Source organism: Bacillus sp. SH7-1 (assembly GCF_008042405.1).
In the GTDB taxonomy this organism is placed as follows: Bacteria; Bacillota; Bacilli; order Bacillales; family Bacillaceae_G; genus Bacillus_A; species Bacillus_A thuringiensis_N.
On the sequence record NZ_QNUD01000035.1, the window covers coordinates 106,177 to 130,544 of the forward strand.

A 24,368-nucleotide genomic window follows, 5' to 3' on the forward strand; every position below is an offset into this window, starting at 1 on the left:
AAATGATAGACATGCTTATAAATGTATACCTTCCTCATTTTTTTGATTGGCTTATAGAAACGTCACTGATGGCTAGCATATTAGTTGGATTTATTTTATGTATAAAAATTCTGCTTAGAAATAAGTTAACACCCCGGTGGCAATATATGCTGTGGATCGTATTAATGATAAGACTTCTTTTACCATGGTCACCAGATAGCTCGTATAGCATTTATTCATTACTTTCCTATCGCTCTAGTGTATCGGAAGTTATTCCAAAAAATATGCCGTCTACGGAGAGTATAGTGAATATAGAAAGCGACCGTAAAGTGGAATTGGAATCAAATTCTGAAACTGTGACAAAAAATAGGGAACCTGAAGTAAAAGCGGGTGCGGAACAACAGACTACATTATCTTTATATAAAATTGCTCTATATGTTTGGCTAACTGGGGTAATTGTATTAGCAGCCATCACATTTATTACAAATAGACGGTTATATTCGTACATAAAGAAACAACCGGATATTACGGATGAACAGATCGTTACAGTATTTAATCGCTGTAAGCAGTCTATGAAAATAAAGAAGGTAGTTTCATTACGTTTAGCAGGAAAAATTGTAAGTCCAACTGTGTTTAGTTTCTTCCGCCCGAAAGTATTACTATCAAAAAAACATATGAAAGTATTAAATGAGCAACAATTACAATATGTTTTTTACCATGAGTTAGCTCATATTAAGAGAAACGATGTAGCTGTAAATTGGATTATGTACAGCTTGCTCCTATTTAATTGGTTCAATCCGATTCTTTGGTACGCCTATTTTTGTATGCGAGAAGATCAAGAATTAGCCTGTGACGCATATGCACTTACTTTTATAGATAAAGAGGAGCAAATTGCATACGGTCATACAATTATTACCCTTCTAGAACACTATTCCTATCAAGCACCAAGCCTAGCAAATTTAAGTAGAAATAAACGAACACTAAAAAGGAGAATCGTTATGATTAAAAAGTTCCAGAAGAAATCGTATCGTCTTTCTTTACTCGGAGTTATTGTCATAGTTGCTATAGCATCCCTCTCTTTATTCAACGCACGTGCAACGGAAGGAAAAGAAAAGCAAGAGGATAAAGTAGAGCAGTCAAAGGATGCTTTCCAAAATGCTGTAGATATGCTGTATGGTACAGAAGAAAATGCGAAAAAAGAATATCATTATTCAGCAAGAGTGTATGAAGAAAAGACAGATTACTTATATTTAGCTGAAAAAGCTTTAACAAAAGATGAATTCCAGCAGTACATAAAATTATCTAAAAAAATTATTAATATACAGAAAAAAGGTGCTCCGAGAGATTCTGACTACGAGTCAACAGTTTTTAGAGAAGAGCGTTTATCAAAAGCTGATCGTGACAAATTATATGCACTTTATGATCAAGCAAAACCATTTGATGACAAAGTATACGAATCTTTAAATTACACGGTAAAGGAAGCGCAACAACATGTTGATTTTCAAATTAAGAAGCCAACGTACACAATTGAAGGATACAATCTGAAGGATGAAAATGTAGGTTATTTTATTAAGAGAAGACCTGAATTAATTATTGAATCAGAGTATACAAACGGAAAAGGAAACTATACAACTTATCAATCGCAAGTATTTGGAGAAAGTAAAGATCCGTTTCATGCTTTATTTGGTGTAGAAGAAAACATTGAACAGTACGAATTAGAAGGTAATCAAATATTCTACGCGACTCATAACTCGGATAGTAATTTACAAGGTATGAAGATGATTGTTCCTGCAAAAGGGAAAGATAGTGCGTATCAAATTGTCATTATTAATCATAGTTTAGAGGATCAAGGAGAAGCAGTATTTGATAAAAATGTAAATAAGGAAGAGTTAGAGAAGATTATGATTTCTATGTTGAAATAATAAAAAGGTGTTCTAGAGATATATATCTTAAGAACACCTTTTCCTTTTCTCTTTTCTTCTGATAAACTATGGACAGTATGATATAACTTGACTGGAATTTTTTATACTGGAAATAATAAAAAAGAGAACTTGTATACAATGTAAGCGTGTGGTAATATCAAAGATGTACTAATTGACTATATTATCCAATTGGTCATTTTTGGAGGTGACGATGTGGCGATAGATCGAAAACGTTCTATTATTGAGGCTGCAACAAAGTCTTTTTCAGCATTCGGTTATAAAGCAACAACGATGGATCAAGTAGCGAAGTTAGCGAATGTAGGAAAAGGAACGATTTATACTTTTTTCAAAAATAAAGAAGAGCTATTTGGTGAAATTATTTCTAATTTAATTACAGAAATGAAGCAAGTTGCAGAAAATGCAATTCGTTCAGATGTTTCATTTTTTGAAAATGTACATAGAGCATTATATAGCATATTAGAATTCAGAAAAGAACATCAGCTCATGATTAAGTTAATTCAAGAAGAGCGCGATATGGGAACGAAAGAAGTACAAGAAGTGATGCAACAAGTAGATGTGGAAATTGTTTCTGTCATTCAATCGTATTTAAAGATTGCGATTGATAAAGGTGAAATTAGCAAATGTGATCCAGAAATTACAGCATTTATTATGCTTCGCTTATACGTATCGCTTATTTTTGATTGGGAAAAAAATCATGAACCGCTAGAAAAAGAAAAAATCGCAGAATTATTTGAACTTTATTTATTAAAAGGATTGTCAAACTAAGATAATCCTTTTATTATTATGAAAAGTGACCAATTGAACGAAACGGTCATACATTTAATTTAAGGAGGGATAATAGAAATATTCACTTCATAGTAAGGAACAGCTGCATAGTATAAATTCGGGGATAAGGCATATGTATGAATAAGTATAGCCTTTTTGTTTGGGGAAAAATGACCAAATGAACATTTCGGTCATTTAATAAAGGGGGAGAAATGATGAAAGGAAATCAGTTACTTCGTAAAGAGTTCACACAAATTATAAAAAGTAAAAAAATATTAATTCCAATTATCGCGGTTCTATTCGTACCGATTTTATATGCGGGTATGTTTTTATGGGCCTTTTGGGATCCGTATAAACAGTTAGATGATTTACCAGTGGCGGTAGTTAATTTAGATAAAGGTGCAGTATTTGATGGGAAACCAATTGAGGTTGGAAAAGGGCTCGTTGATAATTTAAAAGATAATACAAGTTTTAAATGGGAATTTGTAAGTGAGAAAGAAGCGAAAAAAGGAATGGAAGGTAGAAAGTATTACATGTTAGTACGCATTCCAGATGACTTCTCAAGTAACGCTACAACGTTATTAAAAGATGATCCAAAGCCATTAAACTTAGAATATATTCCAAACGAAAGCTTAAACTTCTTATCTTCACAAATTGGCGGAACCGCGATTGAAAAAATTAAAGGTGAAGTATCAAGTACGTTAACGAAGACATATGCAGAGAAAATGTTTGATTCTATTCAAGACGTCTCAAAAGGATTAGCAGATGGGGCGGAAGGTGCAAGTAAACTGCACGACGGATCAAGTGAGCTGCATGATGGTTCAAGTAAAGTGACGGATGGCCTTCATACACTTCAAGGGAAATCTGGGGAGATGAAGGATGGAGTTGGGAAATTATTTGATGGATCTGGGAAAGTAACGGATGGTTTAAATACGTTAAATAGCAAAACAGGTGAGATGCAAATAGGTATCGGAAAATTAGTAGATGGGTCAGGAAAAGTAACGAACGGTTTAAATACGTTAAATAGTAAAACAAGTGAGATGCAAACAGGTATAGGGAAATTAGTAGATGGGTCAGGAAAAGTGACAGTAGGTTTAAATACGTTAAATAGCAAAACAGGTGAGATGCAGACAGGTATAGGGAAATTAGTAGATGGGTCAGGAAAAGTGACAGTAGGTTTAAATACGTTGAATAGCAAAACAGGTATAGGGAAATTAGCGGATGGCTCTGGAAAAGTAACAGATGGTTTACATGCATTAAATAGCACAGGTATAGGGAAATTAGTAGGTGGCTCCGAAAAAGTAACAGATGGTTTAAATACGTTAAATGACAAAACGGGTGAAATACAAAAAGGAATTGGCGAATTGCGAAGTGGATCTGAGAAAGTAACGAACGGATTGAACACGTTGGTAAGTAAAACAGGTGAATTAAAAACAGGAACAACTGAACTATCAAATGGTATGGAACAACTTGTGGGAGGGCAAAGTCAATTAGAGAAAGGTTCTCAAGAGATTCAAAAGGGTTTGCAAGATTTAAATAATAAAGTAAAAAATTCTATTGTAGGTTTAGAGGGAGTACAGTCTAAAGGTCCTTCTATATTAAATAAAGTAAATCAAAAAATAAATGGAGCTGAAGAAAACGTAAATCAGTTAAATGAAATTACCCAATCAACAGCAGGGGATGCAAAAAATGCAGCACAAGATGTAGCTAATTTGCAAAAGCAAATTGAGAGTTTACCAAAAGAATATCAAGAACAGTTACAACCATATATAACAAATGCGGCAAAAAGTACGGCGATAGTTCAGCAGAAGGCTGCCGGAGTAGCAGGTGGAACAAACAAATTAAATGAAGAAGTAAAACAATTAAAAGGTGAAATCAATGAAACGACAAGTGGAATGCAAAATAAACAACCGAATCCAGAAGGATTGAAAACTTTAACGATCGGTATTGATAAACTAACGAACGCACAAAATGAATTTGTTAGTAAGTTTCATGGATTTGGTGAAGGTTTAGGTAATGCAAAAGCAGGTGCTGATAGAGTGAAAGACGGATCAGGTCAATTAATTGATGGAGAAAAACAATTAGTAGATGGATCTGAAAAGGTAACAGAAGGCTTAGGTGCATTATCTGTAGGAGTAAACCAAATGGCAGGTGGTGTAAATCAACTAGCAGATGGCTCAAGTCAAGTAACAGGTGGTTTAGGCACATTATCTGTAGTAGTAACCCAATTAGCAGATGGCTCAAATCAAGTAACAGGTGGTTTAGGCACATTATCTGTAGTAGTAACTCAATTAGCAGATGGCTCAAGCCAGGTAACAGGTGGTTTAGGCACATTATCTGTAGGAGCAAATCAAATGGCAGGTGGTGTAACTCAATTAGCAGATGGCTCAAGCCAAGTAACAGGCGGCCTAGGTCAATTATCTGCAGGAGCAAACCAAATGGCAGGTGGAGTAAATCAATTAGCGGATGGCTCAAGCCAAGTAACAGGTGGTTTAGATACATTATCTGTAGGAGCGGGCCAAATGTCAGGCGGAATAACGCAATTAGCAAATGGCTCCGGTCAAGTAACAACAGGCTTAGGTGCATTATCAACTGGCTCAACACAGCTAATCGATGGCGTAAATAAACTAGCAGACGGATCTGGAAAAGTAACAGATGGTCTTGTAAAAGTAAACGATGGTTCAGGTGAACTTGCTGAGAAACTTGGCGAAGGGGCAGAGAAAACTGGTGAAGTAAAAGGAACGGATAAAACGTATGATATGTTTGCAAGCCCTGTAAAAGTGAAGACAGAGAAAATGGCGGAAGTTCCAAACTACGGAACTGGATTTACACCGTATTTCTTATCACTTGGTTTATTTGTTGGGGCATTACTACTATCTATCGTATACCCATTACGCGATACAGTCGGCGTTCCAAAATCAGGATTTAGTTGGTTTATTAGTAAGTTCGGCGTTTTACTATCAGTCGGTATTATTCAAGCGATAGTAGCCGATATTATATTACTGTTAGGATTAGGTGTAGAAGTACAAAGTATTCCATATTTCATACTCTTTAGCATCGTTACAAGCTTATCGTTTATCGCATTAATTCAATGTTTAGTAACAGCATTTGGTGATGCAGGGCGTTTCATTGCCATCATCACATTAATTATTCAGCTTACAACAAGTGCTGGAACATTCCCATTAGAATTGATTCCGAAGTTTTTACAACCATTTAATGCATGGTTACCGATGACATATTCTGTATCAGGATTGAAAGCAGTTGTATCAAGCGGAGACTTTAATTTCATGTGGCAAAACATTGGAATACTCATGATCTTTATCGTTGTGTTATCACTTGGAACAATTGCTTCATTAACTTGGATGCACAAACGACAATTTAGAAATATTGCTGAAAATCAATCGATTGAAGCATAGAAAAAAGCACCTTTTCGGTGCTTTTTTATTTTAATGTAGAGCATCTTTTCTGTAGTTCCGATATGAATCTTTCTAGAAACTATAAAAACGAAAGAAAAGGAATTACAACAATTTACAGAGAAAACTAGAATAGAGGAGCTGATATGATGAAAGGAAATCTTACTTATTATTTTATCGTAAATCCGCTAATCATCTTTCTTGTTTACGCCCTTTCATCTATCTTGTTTCATAAAGAGAAATATACAAATATGAAAGATGCACTAGGAATACTTGTAGTTTACTATGTGCTAATTGGTGGGTATTACTTTATGGATGTTATAAGCAAAAGAATGAAGAAAAACGGTAAAGACAAATAAAAAGTTTTAGTACATAAAAACCGATGGAGGATAACAAATTGACCGAAAGTGAAATGAAATTCAGGGATACAACCATTCGTAACTTTTTCGATAAAGAGGACCGCTTAAAATCGATTCCAGGTCAAAAGAAGAAAAAACTAGTATTGTTAGAGCATTTAATTAGCAAATTAAACGTTGAAAATCAATATACGGAAAAAGAAATGAATACATTTATAAAACAATACCATGATGATTTTTGTACGATTAGACGCGAATTTATTGTACACGGGTTTATGGATCGCGAGGATAATATGTATCGTATAAATGGGAGAGAAGTGTGGGCAAAGTGGGAGGAGTTATAGTAATGAATTTCACTTTATCTATTCTTCTTTGTAGTTTTTAGAAAAAGGTACGAGGTGATTTAGTGATACGACTAGCAAAAGAGATTGATGCGGAAGCAATTATGAATATTAGAAAAGAAATTATATTATCGGAAACTACTACAAAGTTTTTCATAGTATCTCCAAAGAAATTACCAAATGATAGTAATGCAGAAAGAGAAAAGATACGGAGAAGTAATGAGAAAGGCAATCTTTACATAGTTTATGAAGTAGATAATAAGGTGGTCGGCTTTTTAATTTTCAATCGATATGAACTAGAACGCTTACGACATGCAGGCACAATGGGAATGGGAATTAAGGAGGCGTACTGTAATCAAGGCATTGGTACGAAGTTAATTGAATTTCTTATTCGTTGGGCTAAAGAGCAGAAAGGTTTAGAGAAAATTTGCTTAGGCGTAGTTTCTATTAATGATAGGGCGATTAAGGTATACAAACGTATGGGATTTGTAGAAGAAGGAAGACAAAGAAAGCAAATTAAATATGAAGATGGATCATATGGGGATGATGTATTGATGGGGTTTTATATTGACTAAAAAAGAGTCTTCCATTACTAGCAAGTAACATGCCTAGATACGGAACTTTATAAATAACGGGATAGTCAGTCAACATTTTAGTGAAGAGGCTGCCAATATTGGCAGTCTCTTTTTAGTGGAATTGTTAACACTTAGCAAACCTTAAGCTCCAATCTTTCTTTCTGACGAAGATGATGTGCAAAATGCATAGAAATAAGTTGGAACCATTCTGCTGCATGTAAGTAACCGAGCCCAGGATGTTCGACTTTACAATCACTTGGAATAGAAGAAAGTATTGGCTCGATTTCGTTAACAACTGTAATTAATTCCAGAATACGCTTTTGTATTTCTTCTTTATTAGAGGGATTTTCAGGTGTATATCCAGGATGATTTGGTACTTTGATTTGTATATCCGGGAAAGCACCAAGTTTATATACTTTTTCACCCATATCCGTTTTCTTGTTAGTTGCTGATGGTGTTTCAGTTTTACATTTCGCGATTGCATCTAACTGCATATATGTAGAGGCAATTAAATGATTATACATTTGACCAAGAGACCATTCTTCACTAGACGGCTTCGTCCTAAATTGTTCTATAGAGTACCTTTCTAATTCCTCTATGTAATACGTAGCTAATTCCTCAAATTTCTTCATATTGCTAACTCCTTTTTATGAAAATGTATTTGTTAATACCTACTATAAAGGAGGGCTACTGACAGCATTATGTCAGTAGTGAAATTAAAATTTTAACATTTTTTTTGCTTCATCACGGATTTTCTCAGAAAGAATTTTTGGCTCAAGTACTTGCACTTGGCTTCCCCAGCTCAATACCCATTGAAACACTTCGTCTATGTTTCTTGATTTCAACAAGACATGAAAGCCATTGTCGTTATGTTCGTATGAATCTATAAAAAAGTAGCGGGATTCAATAATCTTATGTGCAATATGAGATGGAAACAATAAATGAATCATAACAGTGCGATTGCTTTCAGGTTTGTAGTTTTGTAAAGAAAAGTCTTTCGGTTTCGTAAAGAATTCTTGTTCTTGCTGTAACGTATCCATACGATCTAAGCGGAAATTGCGTATTTGTTTTCGAAGTAAACAGTGGGCAACGATGTACCAAATTCCTGAAATATTGACTAAGCCATAAGGATGAACGGTCCGCTTTATTTTTGTAGTTTCTCTCGGTTTCCGATAAGAAAAAGAGATAGCTTGTTCTTTTTGAATAGATTCTTGCAATAGAAGAAGTTGATTTTCTAGTTTTTCTTGTTCAGATTGCTGATGTGAAAATATAGGAGAAAGGAAACGAAAAGTTTCTCGTAATTCCTGGGCTTTCTTTTGTTGATCAGCAGGGAGAATAATTTCAAGTTTCTCTTTTGCTGATCGTGCATGTACAGAAAAAGAAGAAGTGAAAGTTTTCTCGATATAATCACCGCCTAGTAAAAGAGTAACAGCCTCTTCAGGCGTAAGCTGAATGGGGGGCAAGAAATAACCATCCATTAGTGAATAACCGTGACCAGGCATTGAATAAATAGGAACACCCGATTCGTTAAGTGCATCCATATCTCGATAAATAGTCCTTATACTTGTTTCAAATTTTTCGGCTAAGCTTTTTGCTGTAACAGTTTGTTTTCTTTGTAATTCAATTAATATGGCTAATAAACGATCTGTCCGATTCATGAAATATCACCTTCAAATTTTTATAAATATACCTACTGTAAACTTCTAAAAGCAATATAAATTCCCCTCCCATTAACATACTTTTTCCTATGTATAATATTAATATAGTAAAATCATAAGAACCCATATTGCAGTTTCCAATAATATACTATATAATCAATTTAAGAAAACGTTTTCATGCAAAGGGGGAGAATTTCGTGTCGACTATAGAGGACGTGGCGAAATTAGCGGGGTTATCAAGGACAACGGTTTCTAGGGTGATTAATAATCATCCATATGTTTCAGATGAGAAGAAAAAAAGGGTTCAATTAGCAATGAAGCATTTAGGCTTCGTTCCTAATTCTGCGGCGAGAAGGCTTCGTAAACAAAAAACGGAAACAATTGCGGTGCTAGTTCCAAGGATTACAAATCCTTTCTTCAGTAGATTTATTGAAGCAATCGAGATTGCTGCTTCTGAACATAAATATAAACTGATTATTTGTCAAACAAGATATTTACCGGAAAAAGAGATGGAGTATTTACAATTATTATCTACGAAACAAGTAGATGGGATTATTCTATGTTCACTAGAAAATCCGTGGGAAGATGTAGAGCCATACTTACAGCACGGTCCAATCGTGTTATGTAATGAATATATTGAGGAAGCAAACGTTCCAACAGTGAAGTTTGATCATGCGCAAGGAGCATACATAGCTGCTAAGCATGTGTTAGAACAAGGATATCGTAATCTTATTTTTTGTCGTGGTAACGAAACCAAAGTTGTTAGCCAACAGCGAAAAATGGGCTTTTTACGTGCCATAACGGAGAAGAGCCGCCAAGTAGAAGCGATTGATTTTCTTGAAAACGCTTTCTCCTGGGAAGATGGAAAACGAATATTCCATGAAGTATTAAAGGACAAAAAAAATCCTACCGCGATTTTGGCAGGAGGCGATGAGGTAGCAGCAGGAATTATCTCAGAGGCGAAACGCCATGACTGGAGCATTCCAGATGATCTCGCTGTTATCGGTTTTGATAATCAAATTTTATCACAGATTACAGAGCCAGGTATTACGACAATTGAACAGCCAATCGATGAGATGGCCCGAAAAGTTGTCGACCTGATGATGGATAAAATCCATACGAAAAATTATCGAAAAAAAGAATTGTATGAGTTTGAACTGGAGCTCTTGGTGAAAGGTTCAACGATGAAGGATACGATGTTATTAGCCTAGTAGACTATGTCTGCTAGGTTTTTTTCTGTTCACAAACTACTATTCTTCGTGAACGCAGTCATCACATTTGTTATGGTATGCTTCGTGCTGCTCATCAATTTCTTTCCCGCAGTGCGCACAAGTTTTCGTCGGTAAATTTCTGAAGAACTCCATTGGTTGATCGATCATGTCAATCCCTCCATTTCCATTTCTTACTATTATTGTATTAGTACAAAAAACAAAAGTCAACAACTGTTTTATAACAAAATTGAAAATTAATGAAAAAGTTTAGGAAATGGATTATAGTTAACAATGTAGGATGTAAGTAAAACATGCATTCTTACTCGGTTTTAGAAAGGATGGATACATATGAAAATGACTGTTGTCGGCTTTTGGGGCGGCTTTCCAGAAGCGGGAGAAGCAACGTCGGGGTATTTGTTTGAACACGATGGTTTTCGTTTACTTGTAGACTGTGGCAGTGGTGTACTAGCACAGCTTCAAAAATATATAACACCATCTGATATAGATGCAGTTGTATTGTCGCACTATCATCACGATCATGTTGCAGACATTGGGGTATTGCAATATGCGAGATTAATTACGAGCGCGACAAAGGGACAACTACCAGAACTACCAATATACGGTCATACGTTTGATGAGAATGGCTTCCATTCTTTAACGCATGAACCGCATACGAAAGGAATTGCGTACAATCCAGAAGAAACACTTCAAGTTGGACCATTCTCGATTTCGTTCTTAAAAACTGTTCATCCTGTTACATGCTTTGCGATGCGTATTACAGCGGGTAGTGATATCGTAGTATACAGCGCTGATTCCAGTTATATTCCTGAGTTTATTCCATTCACGAAAGATGCTGATCTTTTCATTTGTGAGTGTAATATGTATGCACATCAAGAGGTTGCAAAAGCAGGACATATGAATAGTACAGAAGTAGCAAGTATTGCAAAAGATGCAAATGTAAAAGAACTTTTATTAACGCACTTACCGCATACAGGCAACCCATCTGATTTAATAACAGAAGCAAAACAAATTTTTAGTGGCCATATTACGCTAGCGCATAGTGGCTACGTATGGAACTCATGAGGTGATACGATGTTATTTATTGATAATAAAGGAATTACAGATCCTAGAATAAACTTAGCAATTGAAGAATACTGTGTGAAGAACTTAGATATTAACGAAACTTATTTACTGTTCTACATTAACGAGCCTTCGATTATCATTGGTAAAAACCAAAACACAGTAGAAGAAATTAATGTGGATTACGTAAAAGAAAAAGGTATTCATGTCGTTCGTCGTCTATCAGGCGGAGGCGCAGTATATCACGATTTAGGAAACTTAAACTTCAGCTTTATTACGAAAGATGATGGAGATAGTTTCAGCAACTTCAAAAAATTCACAGAGCCTGTAACGAAAGCACTTGGTAAATTAGGTGTAAATGCAGAACTAAGTGGTCGTAACGACATTTTAGCTGAAGGCAGAAAAATTTCAGGTAACGCGCAGTTCTCAACGAAAGGTCGTATGTTCAGTCACGGTACGTTACTATTTGACTCTGAAATCGATCACGTCGTATCAGCGTTAAAAGTAAAAATGGATAAAATTCAATCAAAAGGTATTAAATCAATCCGTAGCCGCGTTGCGAATATTACAGAGTTCTTAAGCGAAAAAATGACGACAGAAGAGTTTAGACAACTCCTTCTAGAAACAATTTTCGAAGGAGAAACAGAAATCCCAACGTACGAATTAACAGAAGAGGATTGGAAAGCAATCCATAAACTTTCTGAAGAGCGCTACCGCAATTGGGACTGGAACTACGGAAAATCTCCGAAGTTCAACTTACAACATTCACACCGCTTCCCAGTTGGACAAGTTGACGTTCGTCTTGAAGTGAAAAAAGGAACAGTAACAGAATGTAAAATTTACGGAGACTTCTTCGGTTCACTAGATGTGCATGACATTGAAGAGCGTCTAACAGGCGTACAATTTGATAAAGATGCATTCACTACAGCTTTAGAAGGCGTAGATATCGCACGCTACTTCGGTAATATTACAACAGAAGATTTCTTACATTTGTTCTTCTAAAAATAATAAGGGAGGCTGTCATAGCTGGCAGCCTCTTTCTTTTGCGGTCGATATATTCGAAAAATCGCTGATATAATTTCATATAGCATAAAATCACAGGACATCTGCCTCTTATAAAGGAATATATATATTCAAAAGGAGGCGGATCGAGATGAAAAGAGTAATGTGCGTTGTATTATTGCTCGGCTTAATCATCGGAATGACAGCTTGTAACGATGAAACGTCCTCAAGTAGCATACTTTTATCGATTGGAAAGCCAGCGAAAGATAATGTTATATATTTTACGCATACAGATAACAGACGAAAGATACAGGAAATACAAGAAATGTTTCAAAATAAGAAGTGGAAAAGAAATGAAACATTCAGCACTGTTAATAAGACACCAGATGTCGTTTTTTCAATAGATGAAGACAATACAGGGTTACCGACATTATATGTTACGGTGTATTTTCATGAAGATGGAGCGGACGCGATTAACTTGTTTGGAGAGCATACGACGTTAAATAAAGAGGAACTTACTAAAATTAGAGAAAAGATGAGTGCATATTATCCTAGAATGATTTTTGGTCTAGTTTCATAAATTACTTGCAAATAAAATTCCCTTATCCTTCCAAAGTAAATGAAGAGGAGGTGATCTGTTTATATGCAGTTAATGGAATAACACTTGCCACTTTAATTTTCTTTTAATATAATTAATTTAGAATTTTTAAATATTCTAAATTTTATAAAGGTGGGGTTTGTGTGAATCTCGTTCAATCTTTGGCTGAAACGGCGAAAAAGAAGGGGGATAAACCGGCTTATATATTTATGGATCAGTCGGTCTCATATGACCAATTAAACAAAATGGTCACAAGGTTTTCTGGCAATTTAGCAGAAATGGGCATTGGAAAAGGGGACAATGTCGCATTAGTTGTTGGAAATTCACCACATTTTTTGGTCGGTTTATACGGAACAATGAAAGCGGGAGCAACTGTTATTCCAGTTAATCCAATTTATACAGCAGACGAAATGCATTACATTTTACAAAATGGAGATGTAAAAACAATCATCGTACTCGACGTCCTACTACCTGTTATACAATCTCTTACAACTAGACTTCCTTCACTTGAAAACATCATCATATGCGAAACCTCATCAGATTTTAACCATACAGAAACTGAAAAAATGAAAACGTTTACTAGTTTTGTAGGAACCGGAGATACAACTTACGAAGGTCCTGAACTAGATGAAGAAGATGTAGCGGTTATTCTATACACTTCAGGCACAACTGGAAAACCAAAAGGCGCTATGTTAACACATAAAAATTTATATAGTAATGCGAGCGATGTGGCGTCGTATTTACAATATACTGCTGATGACCGCGTCGTTGCGGCATTGCCGATGTTCCATGTATTTTGTTTAACGGTGGCGGTAAATGCACCGATTGTGAACGGGGCGACTATTTTAATGTTACCGAAATTTAGTCCGAAAGAAGTATTTCGTATTTGTCGTACGTACGAACCGACGATTTTTGCTGGTGTACCGACAATGTACAATTATTTATATTTATTCGAAGAAGCAAGCGCAGAAGATGTGAAGACGCTTCGTCTCTGTATTTCAGGTGGTGCTTCAATGCCTGTTGCTCTTCTACAAAACTTTGAAAAACGTTTTGACGTTATCGTTTCAGAAGGATATGGTTTATCAGAAGCATCACCAGTTACTTGTTTCAATCCTTTAGATCGCCCACGTAAGCCAGGATCAATTGGCACAAATATTTGGCATGTAGAAAATAAAATTGTAAATGAACTTGGGGAAGAAGTACCAGTCGGCGCAGTCGGGGAATTAATTGTTCGCGGACCTAACGTTATGAAAGGATATTATAACGCGCCAGAAGATACAGCAGCGACATTAAAGGACGGCTGGTTGTATACAGGAGACTTAGCGAAAATGGATGAAGAAGGTTACTTCTATATCGTTGATCGTAAAAAGGATATCGTCTTAGTTGGTGGTTATAACGTATATCCTCGTGAAGTAGAGGAAGTATTGTATACACATGAATCCGTAGCAGAAGTTGTCGTAATCGGTGTTCCTGATGAAAACTTAGGAGAAGCAGTGCGAGCTTACGTCGTTTTGAAACAAACGAACGTAACAGAAGAGGAACTTATGCATTACTGCACGTTACATTTAGCGAAATATAAAGTGCCAATGAGTATTGAGTTTTTAACAGAATTGCCGAAGAATACGACAGGCAAGTTGCTGAGAAGAGCTTTGAGAGAAAAAGCGATGCAAGTTTAAAAATAGGGGCAACCATCTGTATGAAGATGGTTGTCTTTGTATTTTTTAGCATTGGTTAAGCTATGGTGCCATATATTTAAACCGTAATATGACTAATAAGGAGGAGATATAGGTGGAGCAGAAGGAATTACGCTTGCAGCGAGTACAATATCTTATTTGTGACATTATGGATGAAATGAATACTGAAAGTGAGAAGAAAAACTTAGAGATTTTGCAGCAAGTCATTGATCACCTTTCAGGAGCGATAGGTGATTTAGTTGATCCATCAAGCTCATATTCTATCGATTATTTAGAACGTAAAGTTCATACGGCGCATTATTTACTTTTTAAAAATGAGCGGAAAGCGTACTTATGTAGGAAATAATATTATTATTTTTATTTGATATTGATAATCATTATCAATATGATGGTTATGTTGGATATATTCATATAAAGGGAGATGTCATATTGATAATGATTAAGAAAAAATATATTAATGCATTCGTTATAGCGGCAACTTTAGCAGTTCCATTTAGCAATATTATGGCACCAATCGCGAAAGCTGACGCAGCGGTTGAAATGAAAGCAAATAGTAAACTAGCAGATGGCACGTATGACGTTATTTTAAAGACTTATAAAGATCAAACGAATGAAACATCTGTTGCTTCTACATATTTAAAAAATGCAAAAGTAACGATTCAAGGTGATAAAAAAATCGTTATGTTAACAGTTCAAGATAGTAGCTATTTCCAGTATCTTAGAGTAGAAGACCCAAAAAAATTAGGGACATTCCATGATGTAAAAGTGATCTCCGAAGATAAAGCAAATAATGGCACGAAAGTTATTCAATTTGAAATTGATGAGTTTTCGAAAAAATATAATATGCAAATGCATATATTAATTCCAGCAATTAAATATGATCATAAATATCAAGTACAGTTTGAAATTGATGCGAGTGCAATTGAACAGAAACCTAAATTCTCTGACGTACCAACTTGGGCACAAGAGTCAGTTCAATATTTAGTAGATAAAGAGGCAGTACACGGTAAGCCAGACGGTACATTTGCCCCGGCTGAAAATATCGATCGTAGTTCAGCTGCAAAAATATTAGCAACTGTTTTACGGTTAGAAATTAAGAAAGATGCAAAGCCATCATTCCCTGATGCACAAAATCACTGGGCAACTCCATACATTGCTGCTGTTGAAAAAGCAGGTATTGTAAAAGGTGATGAGAGGGGTAACTTTAATCCGAGCGGGTTAATTAACCGCGCATCAATGGCTTCTATGCTAGTAAATGCATATAAATTAGAAAGAAATGAAAATATAAAACTACCGAAAGAATTTGCTGACTTAAACAATCATTGGGGTGCGAAGTATGCCAATATTTTAATCCAAGAAAAGATTTCAATTGGAACAGATAATGGTTGGGCTCCAGATAAAGCGGTAAGCCGTGCGGAAGCAGCACAATTTATTGCGAAGGCGGATAAGTTGAAGTAAAGTGCCGACATTAGCTTTAAGTAGAAAGGAACATGAGCCTATCCATGAAATGAAAAAAGGTCTGTTTATGTTACCGAAAGAACTGAAAGATTTTTTATTTCAATAAAAAACCGAACCACCATCTAAATGGCGGTTCGGTTTTCTTTATTTTTTCTCAACTAATTTCTTATTCTTCCAATCTAATGTGAATGATTTATTAAATGTTTTTTGATCAACGTCTTTTACGTTGTTTCCAACCCAATTTGCAGTTCCAAATGTGAAGCCTGGACGAAGTTGGTAGTCGTCGGCGTGTTTTGTATAAGCGACTTGTAGGTTAGATTGGTCTGTATTTTTTTCAGAGATCACAACAGCGATCATACCAGGAGAGAAACCGCTATTTGTTAATGCTGGAAGTTGATCCATCGGTATTAAATTACCTTTTGCATCAGATTCATATAAGTATGTGCGAGAGTACATGAACAGTTGGTTTCCGTATAAAGAATGGTAGGAATCACGTGTGTAAATCCCCCAGTTTTGATTGTTATATCCGTTAAAGAATACGTTCCATTTTACGTTTTTATTTGTTTGGTCAATTAAATTTGTTTTATAACTAGTTTGTTTATAGCTTACAGAGTCAGACCAAGTTACTTGGCCAGTTGCACCCGCTTCAGCGCTAGGTCCATTTGGCGTTGCAGAAGCTTTAACAGAACCGCCAAGTTGATAAGATACGCTAGAGGTTACAGTCGTTTCTTCTACAGCGTTTGTAGGTGCTACGTTAAAGAAACGGGCGCTGTTATCTTGAAGGTTAAATGCAATATCATATTGTGAAGGATAGCGTAATGTTGCACTAGCGCCAGGGATTGGGTAGTTATCAATAGGCGCACTACTTATAGTAGGATTTGCTTTTAGGAAACTACCAGTTGTATTAATAACGGCAATCTGTTTATCAGCGCTTGGATCATCGATAAAAGTTACCTTTAAAGACATTGTCATATTGTCAGTTTGATCATTATTAAATGTATTATAGCTCGTATGTGTTTTTGCATTTTGCCCAATATCTGTTACAACTTGTGACGTCGTTTGAGCGTAAGCAGCAGGTGTTGAAAGTGCTAAAGCGCTACTAGCAAAAACAGCGGATAATGCTAAACATTTTAAATATGTTTTAGAACGTTTCATGCAATCACTTCCTTTTATTTTTGTCGATATATGTCGTATTTCATTTATATCGTAACATAAAAATAAAACAGAATAGATGGTTATGCAGAATTGCATAGGTGAGTTTTGAATAATGAAATTTTATGAATCCTTCTCAAGAGAATTGTCGCTGTGCTTAATATTTACGTTATAAGTGCATAACAAGTTATAATAGAAGAAATGAATAAGGAGGCTCGCTGTGAAAAATCTTCGTTATCTCAATATATTTACTATATTAATTATATACACACTACTTATGTTTTACATTGGCTGGAACGGATGGGTTTGGCTTAGCACGGTATTTGGCTGGGAGTCTTGGGGATATTACGCTTTCATAGTTGGCTTCATTTCATATGCGTACATTCTCGTGCAAGTGTTTAAGTTTTTGCCGTTCCTACGAACGATAGGTTCAATTTGGTTCGCGGTTATACAATACGCGCTTATGTTATTGCCGTTAGCTAATATTACAGTCTTTCTTTTACAGTTTTCAGTGGAGAAAGAATCGGCAATTATTTGGACAGGGGCGGCTGTGTTAGCTGCATTTATTTTTATCTTTGCGTATGGAGTATTTAATGCATATAGCCCGGTAGTAAGAAAGTATGAGGTGCACATTCCGAAAAAAGTGGAGGGACGTAAAAGCTTACGCATTGCGATGGCTTCTGATATGCATTTTGGTAAATTATCTGGCGTTTCGCATTTGAAAAGGCTTGTTCGTCATGTAAATGAAATGGAGCCTGATATTATTTTACTGCCTGGTGATATTATAGATGATCATCCAGGTGTGTTCATTCAAAAAAATATGGGACATATTATGAAACAAATGACAGCTCCACTAGGCGTATATGGTGTGTTAGGAAACCACGAATATTACGGGCGAGCAGTTCCAGAATTTTTACAAGAGATGGATAAGATCGATATTCGTATTTTGTTAGATGAAGTGATCACCATTGAAGATGACTTCTATCTCGTTGGAAGAAGAGATAAAACAGAGCGAGATCGCCAAAGCTTTGAAAAACTTATGAGTGCAGTGGATAAATCGATGCCAGTTATCGCAATGGATCACCAACCATTTGAGTTAAAACAAGCAGCGGATGCTGGCGTAGATTTACTATTATCCGGTCACACGCACCGCGGACAAATGGCGCCAAATCATATTGTAACGAGAAGAATGTACGAACTAGACTGGGGATACGCACAAAAAGGTGCATTCCACGCAATTGTTTCTTCTGGTTTCGGATTTTGGGGACCACCGCTTAGACTTGGAAGTAGGTCGGAGATTGTACAGGTAGAGGTTACGTTTGAATAAGTGTATGTAATAGAGAGCTAATGGCTCTCTATTTTTACAAATAAAAAAAGGCTCCAGATAAGGAGCACTCAATAAAAATAAATGAATTAAAACAAATAACAGACATGTATAATATACAACATTTGTGATCTAATATCGATATATTTAGATTTATAATTAGTATTGGTGTCGATTTCATAAAAGAGGTACGATTATAAGACGCGGCTGAAATAAAGGGGGATTATAAGTGATCATATCAGATGTACTATACGGAGAATTTGAAGTGGATCAAGTAGTAGAAGAATTAATTGTAAGTAAGTCTGTGCAAAGGTTGAAAGGCATTCATCAAGCTGGCGCAAGCTACTTAATAAATGACAACTGGAATGTAACGCGCTTTGATCATTCTGTTGGCGTTATGTTGTTAATTAAGAAACTTGGTGGTTCAGTAGAAGAACAAATTGCAGGTTTACTGCACGATGTATCGCATACTGCTTTTTCTCATGTGATTGATTACGTTTTTGATAATAGAAATGAAAGTTATCATGAAGAGATATTTAGTTCTGTTGTGAAAAACTCAGACATTCCAGCGATTCTTGCGAAGTATGGTTATAACTATGAAGCTATTTTGTTAGATGATTCGAAGTGGACGTTACTGGAAAGGTCAGCGCCCGAATTATGCGCAGATCGAGTGGATTATACGTTACGAGATATGTATACATATGGGTATATTTCTTTAGAAGAAGCTCACAGTTTTTTAGAGGATGTAATTGAAGTAAACGGAAAAATGGTCCTTCAAAACATCGAAATGGCAGAGTGGTTTACAGAAACGTATTACAAAGAAGTCATCGATTTCTTTATGCAACCAATGAATAGTTATGGAAATGATATGTTAACTAAGACGCTAAAGTTAGCTCTGCATAAAGAGGTTATTCATGCAGATGATTTTCTTCTTGAAGATGATTCGCTTATTTCGAAATTGCAGCAATGTGATGATCCGGAAGTGCATGCTCTATTAAGCAAAGTTCATCCGAATGTAAAAGTAAAAGAAGATAGAAATGATTATGATTTATATCAGAACAATAAAGTACGCCTTATTGATCCGCCATTACTTCGTGAAGGGGAAGTCGTTCCATCGTCTGTTGTGTCAGAAAACATAAGACGGATGAGTGATAGAGCTTATGAAAAAGCGGTGAGAGGGATGTATGTGAAGGTGGTTTCGGATGAACAGAAAGAAGGTATCATCACATAAGATGATACCTTCTTTCTATTCATCTAATATTTTCCACTCGTTTCCCCAATCCTTCATCGCGTCAAAAATAGGACGGAGTGTTTCGCCTTTTTTTGTTAGTGAATATTCCACGTGAGGTGGCATAGTTGAGTAGATTGTTCTCTTTATAATATTTTCTTGTTCAAGTTCTTTTAAGCGAAGAGATAGAGTGCGTGGGCTAATACCGTTTAGGCATCTTTCAAGCTCAGCAAAACGTTTAGGACTATAAAACAAATCTCTTAAAATTAAGAAAGTCCACTTGCCACCTATTACAGACATTGTTTTTTCAATGGGACATTTTAATAAAATTTCTTCATTTATATTTTCCACATAAACGCTCCTTACTATATAAAAGTATAGGTACTATATAAAAAATCAGTACTTTTATAAATAAAGTACTTTATTTATTATAGTCCTAAAGGAATATATAGGTAAATTACTAATTTTTGAAAGGGGAGTAAGCAAGTGAGTGGGGTAGCTAGTAGGGATTTGGATGTTCAAACAAAAGAAAAATCAGGTATCATCATTTTAATTGCCTTGGCAATGGGATTTATTATGGCAACGTTAGATGTAACTATAGTAAATGTTGCAGTGGTGAATATTCAAGAGACATTAGGTCTGACATTATATAGTTCGACATGGATTGTTGACGGATATATTTTATCTTTTGCGGCACTATTATTGGCTGGAGGGGCATTAGCTAATCGATTTGGAGCCAAAAAAATATATACGATTGGTTTAATTATTTTTGTGTTTGCATCTCTTTTATGTGCGATTGCTACAACGGGGAACACTCTTGTTATAGGGCGGATAATTCAAGGTGTTGGAGCGGCTTTATTTATGCCAAGTTCACTTAATTTATTAGTATTATCGTTTCCGGATGAAAAGAAGAGAGCTAAAATGTTTGGGATATGGTCCGCAATTGTCTCCATTGCTTCTGGTACGGGTCCTTTTATTGGTGGTCTTTTAGTAAATACATTTGGCTGGCGAAGCATTTTTATTATAAATCTTCCAATCGGGATGATTGGTATATTAATGGCTTTTGTAATTATTCCAAATGTTTTACCGAAAAAGGAGAGAATAAATGTAGCGAATCATTTAATCGGTATAATTGCAATAACATTGTTGGCGTTTACTTTAATTGAAGGGCCAAGTTACGGATGGTCTTCGCCTCAAATTTTAGGAGGAGTAGTGGGGACGGTATTAACTATGATTCTCTTTGTTTATGCAGAACAAAAATCAAAAAACTCAGTTGTACCAAGAGTGTTGTTCCAAAACGAAACATTTATCTCGGCGAATATAGTTGGATTTCTAATAAACTTTGCGTTATTTGGCGGCATATTTATGTTTGGACTCTTTTTACAAAAAGCATATGGAGCAAGCCCATTTGTAGCAGGATTACAACTATTGCCGATGATGAGCGTATTTGTTATTGGGAATATATTATTTGCAAAAATGGTGAGTAAGTTTAGCTCAAAATCGTTATTATTCATAGCGTTATTTATCGCTAGTATAGGGTCTTTATTATTAATGCTTCTAGTAAATAATGTGAGTTATATAGGAATTGCAATCATTTATAGTGTTGTTAATCTTGGAATCGGTATAGCAGTACCTGCCATGACTACAATTGTAATGAAATCTGCCGGTCGTGAAAATGGGAATATGGCTGGAGCAACTTTAAATGTAAATCGTCAAATTGGTGCATTAGTCGGTATAGCAATTATGGGAATCATTTTAAATGAATCATCCAATTGGTACAGAGGGGCAAGCTATAGCTTTTTAGTTATTGGGGTTTCCTATCTATGTGCAGCATTTTTAGTTTGGAAGTTTGTGGAGAGGGAATAAAAAAGTAGAGCATCACTCCTAGATGCTCTTCTTTTTCACATCACTGATCAAACCAATTCCAAACCTCAATATCTCCAAGAGTCGCATAACGAACGTGAGGTGAGTTTTGTAATTTTAATAACTCTTTCGAAGGCCCGGTAATGACGATCCCGTATACTTTTACACCGTTATCTTTTACATAATCATAACGCTTATCTAAGTTCAGCTCTTTTTCAGAAGTCTGAGTAGTTTTACTTACAGTTTCTTTATGTGTAGAAAGAATACGCATCATTTCGATTACTTCATCTTCTTTTGTCTTTGGTCGTTTTGCTTCATTATCGGGGAGATTTATATGTTCTGGAAATCCAATAATCTCTCGGCCATGTAGGATGAAATCTTCTTCATCTATTCTTTCTTGCCCTGTGTCTAAAGCGTACCATATAGGAGTTGGCGGCATTTCTTGTGCTTCAAATGCGCTATATAGAATTGATTCTACTTCTTGTAAAGTGTAAGGTTTGTCAAAAGATAACGCTACTTCTGCAACGGTGCCCTCATGTATCTTTCCAAGTGTATCCCAAACTTTTTTAGATATTTCTTTCAAATGCTCATCTTGCTTAATTTTTGGGTGAACAAAGGAAAGTTTTTTTGAATAGAGTTTATTTGCCCAAGATTGATTTGTGTCAGTTACAGATGATAAGAAACTACGCGTTGTTACTGTGCCAATTGGAAGTTCTTTTTTGCCAACCGTTTTAAAAAAATTCATTTCATTTTCTGTACGGAAAAAGGGTTTAATCTTTATACTGCCTCCAGCGGAACGACTATTTGGAATTGTTGCTTCTAGTGCGAGTGCTGGAATCTCATCTACTTCGACTAACTTTTTCATATTATAGAAGTAAAGAGAAGATGAAAAATGACCAACAAAATAGATTGCTATACAAACAGCAAGAACAAAACTAACAGTTTGCCAACGTTGTTTCCATTTAATTTTCCAAAATGGGACTTTAAGGTTTTGTGGTGGTAGTCTTTTCTTTATTGGTTCACTCTTCGTAAGCAATTCATCTAAGTACACTTCACACTCTTCACATGTCTCAATATGACTTTCTAACTGCTCTTGTTCATCCTGCGTGAGCGTTCCATTTTCGTATTTCTCCCACAGTTTTTTAAACTCTGTACAACCCATCCTGATCACTCCTTTATGCTTTTCGTTTCTTTTCGTCCCCTGTGTAATTCAATTTTCACTTTCGCTAGTGAGAGACCAGTCATTTCTGCTATTTCCTTATACGAGAATCCGTAGTAATCTCGTAGTAGCAGGACATTTCGTCTTTCAAGGGGAAGAGAAGATAAGCTGTTTAACCAACTAGCAATCTCATGTTTTACGAAATAAGCGTGCTCTGTACTTGGTACGTTTGGTAAATGGAATTCTTCAACTGTCGTTGTTTTATATCTTTTTTCTTTTCGATACCAATCGATAAAGGCGTTGTAGGCAATTGTAAATAACCACGGCCTAATTTCTTCTCCTTTATAATAGTCAATATGGACGAGCATTCGATAAAATGTTTCTTGCATGAGATCTTCCGCGTAGTGGGAATCTCCGGTTAGGGAGAGAAGATAGCGAAATAAATCTTGCATATGTTCGGAGTAAATCTCTTCTAATGATTGTTTGCGTTTCACTACATTTCCCTCCCTTCATACATAACAACGAAATACATATAAAAAAGTTACATTTGTTTTTGGAATTATAGTAAAAAACGTCAAGAATTGGATAAGATTCTCTTTTATCATAATACATATAAGGCGGGTGAACAGAGATGGAAAGCTATGAAACACAAATTCAAAGATCCATTGATTATATTGAGGAAGATGTAATGGAAAAACAGACGCTGCGTAATTTAGCGCGGATTGCAGGTTTTTCTGAGTCGCATTTTCATCGTGTATTTCAGGCGTTAGTAGGCGATACAGTAATGGAGTATGTTCGAAAGAGGAGGTTAGCCCGGGCAGCTTATCAACTTTCTCATACGGATGAAAAAGTTATTGATATCGCGTTTGAGCATGGCTTTCAATCTCATGAAACGTTCACGAGAGCCTTTAAAAAATTATTTCAAATGACACCGAGTGAATATCGAAAACAAGAAATAGAAACGCCGATGTATTACAGCGTGAATGTAAAGCAAAGAAAATTAAATCCGTATTTAGGGGGCATACAAATGGAATATCGTACTGTAAATAAACCAGAATTTTTAGTGGCGGGTTATGAACTGAAGACGACGAGTAAAGAAGGGAAGAACCATCAAGACATTCCAGCATTTTGGCAAGAATATTTACAAAAAGATCTTGGAACGACAATTCCGAATCGTAAAGATACGAGCCAATGGGTAGAGCTTGGATTATGTACTGATTTTAATTTAGAAACAGGGGACTTCACGTACATTATTGGAATGGAAGTTACAGACTTTGAAAATGTACCAAATGAAATTGCAAAGCGTACTTTCCCACCAGCGACATATGCTGTGTTTACAACGCCGAAAGTTCCTCATGAAGAAATGGTATCGTCTATTCACCAAACGTGGAATGCAGTATTCTCAGAATGGTTCCCGCATTCAGGCTATGAACATTGCGGCGTTACAGAGTTTGAATTATACGATGAGCGTTGCCACGAAGATAAAAGTGAGTTCGCTCAAGTAGAACTTTGGATACCGGTGAAGAAAAAATAATAGAGTGAGAGTGAGTCATTGAGAAATGGTTCGCT

At 35.8% G+C, this 24,368-nt stretch carries 24 protein-coding genes; 17 read left to right on the forward strand and 7 right to left on the reverse strand.

The window, feature by feature from the left end; genetic code table 11:
• Positions 1-2: 2 nt before the first annotated feature.
• From DN390_RS24240 to DN390_RS24265, 6 genes are all read left to right on the forward strand, one after another.
• Positions 3-1,901 carry a M56 family metallopeptidase gene (locus DN390_RS24240; RefSeq protein WP_147808702.1) on the forward strand — a complete coding sequence of 633 codons (1,899 nt, stop codon included), beginning with the start codon at positions 3-5 and terminating at the stop codon, positions 1,899-1,901.
• 213 nt (positions 1,902-2,114) lie between these two features.
• Entirely contained in the window at positions 2,115-2,687 is a 573-nt protein-coding gene (locus tag DN390_RS24245) for a TetR/AcrR family transcriptional regulator (protein WP_000963375.1), read from the forward strand.
• Positions 2,688-2,902: 215 nt separating this feature from the next.
• Positions 2,903-6,103 carry a YhgE/Pip domain-containing protein gene (locus DN390_RS24250; protein ID WP_147808703.1) on the forward strand — a complete coding sequence of 1,067 codons (3,201 nt, stop codon included), beginning with the start codon at positions 2,903-2,905 and terminating at the stop codon, positions 6,101-6,103.
• 143 nt (positions 6,104-6,246) lie between these two features.
• On the forward strand, positions 6,247-6,459 hold the full coding sequence (locus DN390_RS24255; RefSeq protein WP_098951685.1) for a hypothetical protein: 213 nt from the start codon (positions 6,247-6,249) through the stop codon (positions 6,457-6,459).
• Positions 6,460-6,497: 38 nt separating this feature from the next.
• Positions 6,498-6,800 carry a DUF2087 domain-containing protein gene (locus tag DN390_RS24260; protein WP_147808704.1) on the forward strand — a complete coding sequence of 101 codons (303 nt, stop codon included), beginning with the start codon at positions 6,498-6,500 and terminating at the stop codon, positions 6,798-6,800.
• Between the two features lie 62 nt (positions 6,801-6,862).
• Positions 6,863-7,372 carry a GNAT family N-acetyltransferase gene (locus tag DN390_RS24265; RefSeq protein ID WP_098265386.1) on the forward strand — a complete coding sequence of 170 codons (510 nt, stop codon included), beginning with the start codon at positions 6,863-6,865 and terminating at the stop codon, positions 7,370-7,372.
• A 131-nt stretch (positions 7,373-7,503) separates the two neighbouring features.
• Here the strand turns inward: DN390_RS24265 and DN390_RS24275 are convergent, their stop codons facing one another.
• On the reverse strand, positions 7,504-8,004 hold the full coding sequence (locus DN390_RS24275) for a DinB family protein (RefSeq protein WP_097949510.1): 501 nt from the start codon (positions 8,002-8,004) through the stop codon (positions 7,504-7,506).
• A gap of 84 nt (positions 8,005-8,088) precedes the next feature.
• Complete coding sequence (locus tag DN390_RS24280) at positions 8,089-9,030, reverse strand: helix-turn-helix transcriptional regulator (protein ID WP_147808705.1); 942 nt, start codon at positions 9,028-9,030, stop codon at positions 8,089-8,091.
• A 197-nt stretch (positions 9,031-9,227) separates the two neighbouring features.
• On the opposite strand from DN390_RS24280, the gene DN390_RS24285 reads away from it, so the two are divergent.
• Positions 9,228-10,241 carry a LacI family DNA-binding transcriptional regulator gene (locus tag DN390_RS24285; RefSeq protein WP_000103726.1) on the forward strand — a complete coding sequence of 338 codons (1,014 nt, stop codon included), beginning with the start codon at positions 9,228-9,230 and terminating at the stop codon, positions 10,239-10,241.
• Between the two features lie 39 nt (positions 10,242-10,280).
• On the opposite strand, the gene yhfH is transcribed toward DN390_RS24285, so the two are convergent.
• Complete coding sequence (gene yhfH / locus DN390_RS24290; RefSeq protein WP_000567010.1) at positions 10,281-10,409, reverse strand: protein YhfH; 129 nt, start codon at positions 10,407-10,409, stop codon at positions 10,281-10,283.
• Between the two features lie 180 nt (positions 10,410-10,589).
• Here yhfH and DN390_RS24295 point away from each other — a divergent pair, with 180 nt between their 5' ends.
• From DN390_RS24295 to DN390_RS24320, 6 genes are all read left to right on the forward strand, one after another.
• Positions 10,590-11,324 carry an MBL fold metallo-hydrolase gene (locus tag DN390_RS24295; protein ID WP_147808706.1) on the forward strand — a complete coding sequence of 245 codons (735 nt, stop codon included), beginning with the start codon at positions 10,590-10,592 and terminating at the stop codon, positions 11,322-11,324.
• A gap of 9 nt (positions 11,325-11,333) precedes the next feature.
• Positions 11,334-12,323, forward strand: coding sequence for a lipoate--protein ligase (locus tag DN390_RS24300; protein ID WP_147808707.1), 990 nt, complete (start codon positions 11,334-11,336; stop codon positions 12,321-12,323).
• 151 nt (positions 12,324-12,474) lie between these two features.
• A complete protein-coding gene (locus DN390_RS24305; protein WP_147808708.1) occupies positions 12,475-12,903 on the forward strand; it encodes a hypothetical protein in 429 nt (142 codons plus the stop codon).
• Between the two features lie 161 nt (positions 12,904-13,064).
• Positions 13,065-14,597 (forward strand): fatty acid--CoA ligase family protein, encoded by a 1,533-nt coding sequence (locus DN390_RS24310; protein WP_147808709.1) that lies wholly within the window; start codon positions 13,065-13,067, stop codon positions 14,595-14,597.
• Between the two features lie 112 nt (positions 14,598-14,709).
• Complete coding sequence (locus tag DN390_RS24315; protein WP_060629879.1) at positions 14,710-14,961, forward strand: hypothetical protein; 252 nt, start codon at positions 14,710-14,712, stop codon at positions 14,959-14,961.
• Between the two features lie 89 nt (positions 14,962-15,050).
• Positions 15,051-16,073 (forward strand): S-layer homology domain-containing protein, encoded by a 1,023-nt coding sequence (locus tag DN390_RS24320; RefSeq protein WP_147808720.1) that lies wholly within the window; start codon positions 15,051-15,053, stop codon positions 16,071-16,073.
• Positions 16,074-16,217: 144 nt separating this feature from the next.
• Here the strand turns inward: DN390_RS24320 and cytK2 are convergent, their stop codons facing one another.
• Complete coding sequence (cytK2, locus tag DN390_RS24325; protein WP_000830613.1) at positions 16,218-17,228, reverse strand: beta-channel forming cytolysin CytK2; 1,011 nt, start codon at positions 17,226-17,228, stop codon at positions 16,218-16,220.
• 217 nt (positions 17,229-17,445) lie between these two features.
• Between cytK2 and DN390_RS24330 the strand changes: the two genes are divergently transcribed.
• Together DN390_RS24330 and DN390_RS24335 are read left to right on the forward strand one after the other, a co-directional pair.
• Positions 17,446-18,552, forward strand: coding sequence for a metallophosphoesterase (locus DN390_RS24330; RefSeq protein WP_147808710.1), 1,107 nt, complete (start codon positions 17,446-17,448; stop codon positions 18,550-18,552).
• A 226-nt stretch (positions 18,553-18,778) separates the two neighbouring features.
• Complete coding sequence (locus DN390_RS24335; RefSeq protein WP_147808711.1) at positions 18,779-19,780, forward strand: HD domain-containing protein; 1,002 nt, start codon at positions 18,779-18,781, stop codon at positions 19,778-19,780.
• Between the two features lie 15 nt (positions 19,781-19,795).
• Here DN390_RS24335 and DN390_RS24340 read toward each other — a convergent pair whose 3' ends face one another.
• Positions 19,796-20,128, reverse strand: coding sequence for a winged helix-turn-helix transcriptional regulator (locus DN390_RS24340; protein ID WP_000427871.1), 333 nt, complete (start codon positions 20,126-20,128; stop codon positions 19,796-19,798).
• 135 nt (positions 20,129-20,263) lie between these two features.
• Here DN390_RS24340 and DN390_RS24345 point away from each other — a divergent pair, with 135 nt between their 5' ends.
• Entirely contained in the window at positions 20,264-21,643 is a 1,380-nt protein-coding gene (locus DN390_RS24345) for an MFS transporter (protein ID WP_147808712.1), read from the forward strand.
• Between the two features lie 40 nt (positions 21,644-21,683).
• Here DN390_RS24345 and DN390_RS24350 read toward each other — a convergent pair whose 3' ends face one another.
• Entirely contained in the window at positions 21,684-22,802 is a 1,119-nt protein-coding gene (locus tag DN390_RS24350) for an anti-sigma factor (protein ID WP_147808713.1), read from the reverse strand.
• Positions 22,803-22,807: 5 nt separating this feature from the next.
• Positions 22,808-23,293 carry an RNA polymerase sigma factor gene (locus DN390_RS24355; protein ID WP_064448998.1) on the reverse strand — a complete coding sequence of 162 codons (486 nt, stop codon included), beginning with the start codon at positions 23,291-23,293 and terminating at the stop codon, positions 22,808-22,810.
• 137 nt (positions 23,294-23,430) lie between these two features.
• Here DN390_RS24355 and DN390_RS24360 point away from each other — a divergent pair, with 137 nt between their 5' ends.
• A complete protein-coding gene (locus DN390_RS24360; protein ID WP_147808714.1) occupies positions 23,431-24,333 on the forward strand; it encodes an AraC family transcriptional regulator in 903 nt (300 codons plus the stop codon).
• The last annotated feature ends 35 nt before the right edge of the window (positions 24,334-24,368 follow it).

Coding starts and splice junctions, on each gene's coding strand:
- DN390_RS24240 (WP_147808702.1), top strand. CDS start 3: ATGATAGACATGCTTATAAATGTATACCTTCCTCATTTTTTTGATTGG.
- DN390_RS24250 (WP_147808703.1), top strand. CDS start 2,903: ATGAAAGGAAATCAGTTACTTCGTAAAGAGTTCACACAAATTATAAAA.
- DN390_RS24255 (WP_098951685.1), top strand. CDS start 6,247: ATGATGAAAGGAAATCTTACTTATTATTTTATCGTAAATCCGCTAATC.
- DN390_RS24275 (WP_097949510.1), bottom strand. CDS start 8,004: ATGAAGAAATTTGAGGAATTAGCTACGTATTACATAGAGGAATTAGAA.
- DN390_RS24280 (WP_147808705.1), bottom strand. CDS start 9,030: ATGAATCGGACAGATCGTTTATTAGCCATATTAATTGAATTACAAAGA.
- yhfH (WP_000567010.1), bottom strand. CDS start 10,409: ATGATCGATCAACCAATGGAGTTCTTCAGAAATTTACCGACGAAAACT.
- DN390_RS24295 (WP_147808706.1), top strand. CDS start 10,590: ATGAAAATGACTGTTGTCGGCTTTTGGGGCGGCTTTCCAGAAGCGGGA.
- DN390_RS24300 (WP_147808707.1), top strand. CDS start 11,334: ATGTTATTTATTGATAATAAAGGAATTACAGATCCTAGAATAAACTTA.
- DN390_RS24305 (WP_147808708.1), top strand. CDS start 12,475: ATGAAAAGAGTAATGTGCGTTGTATTATTGCTCGGCTTAATCATCGGA.
- DN390_RS24320 (WP_147808720.1), top strand. CDS start 15,051: ATGATTAAGAAAAAATATATTAATGCATTCGTTATAGCGGCAACTTTA.
- cytK2 (WP_000830613.1), bottom strand. CDS start 17,228: ATGAAACGTTCTAAAACATATTTAAAATGTTTAGCATTATCCGCTGTT.
- DN390_RS24350 (WP_147808713.1), bottom strand. CDS start 22,802: ATGGGTTGTACAGAGTTTAAAAAACTGTGGGAGAAATACGAAAATGGA.
- DN390_RS24360 (WP_147808714.1), top strand. CDS start 23,431: ATGGAAAGCTATGAAACACAAATTCAAAGATCCATTGATTATATTGAG.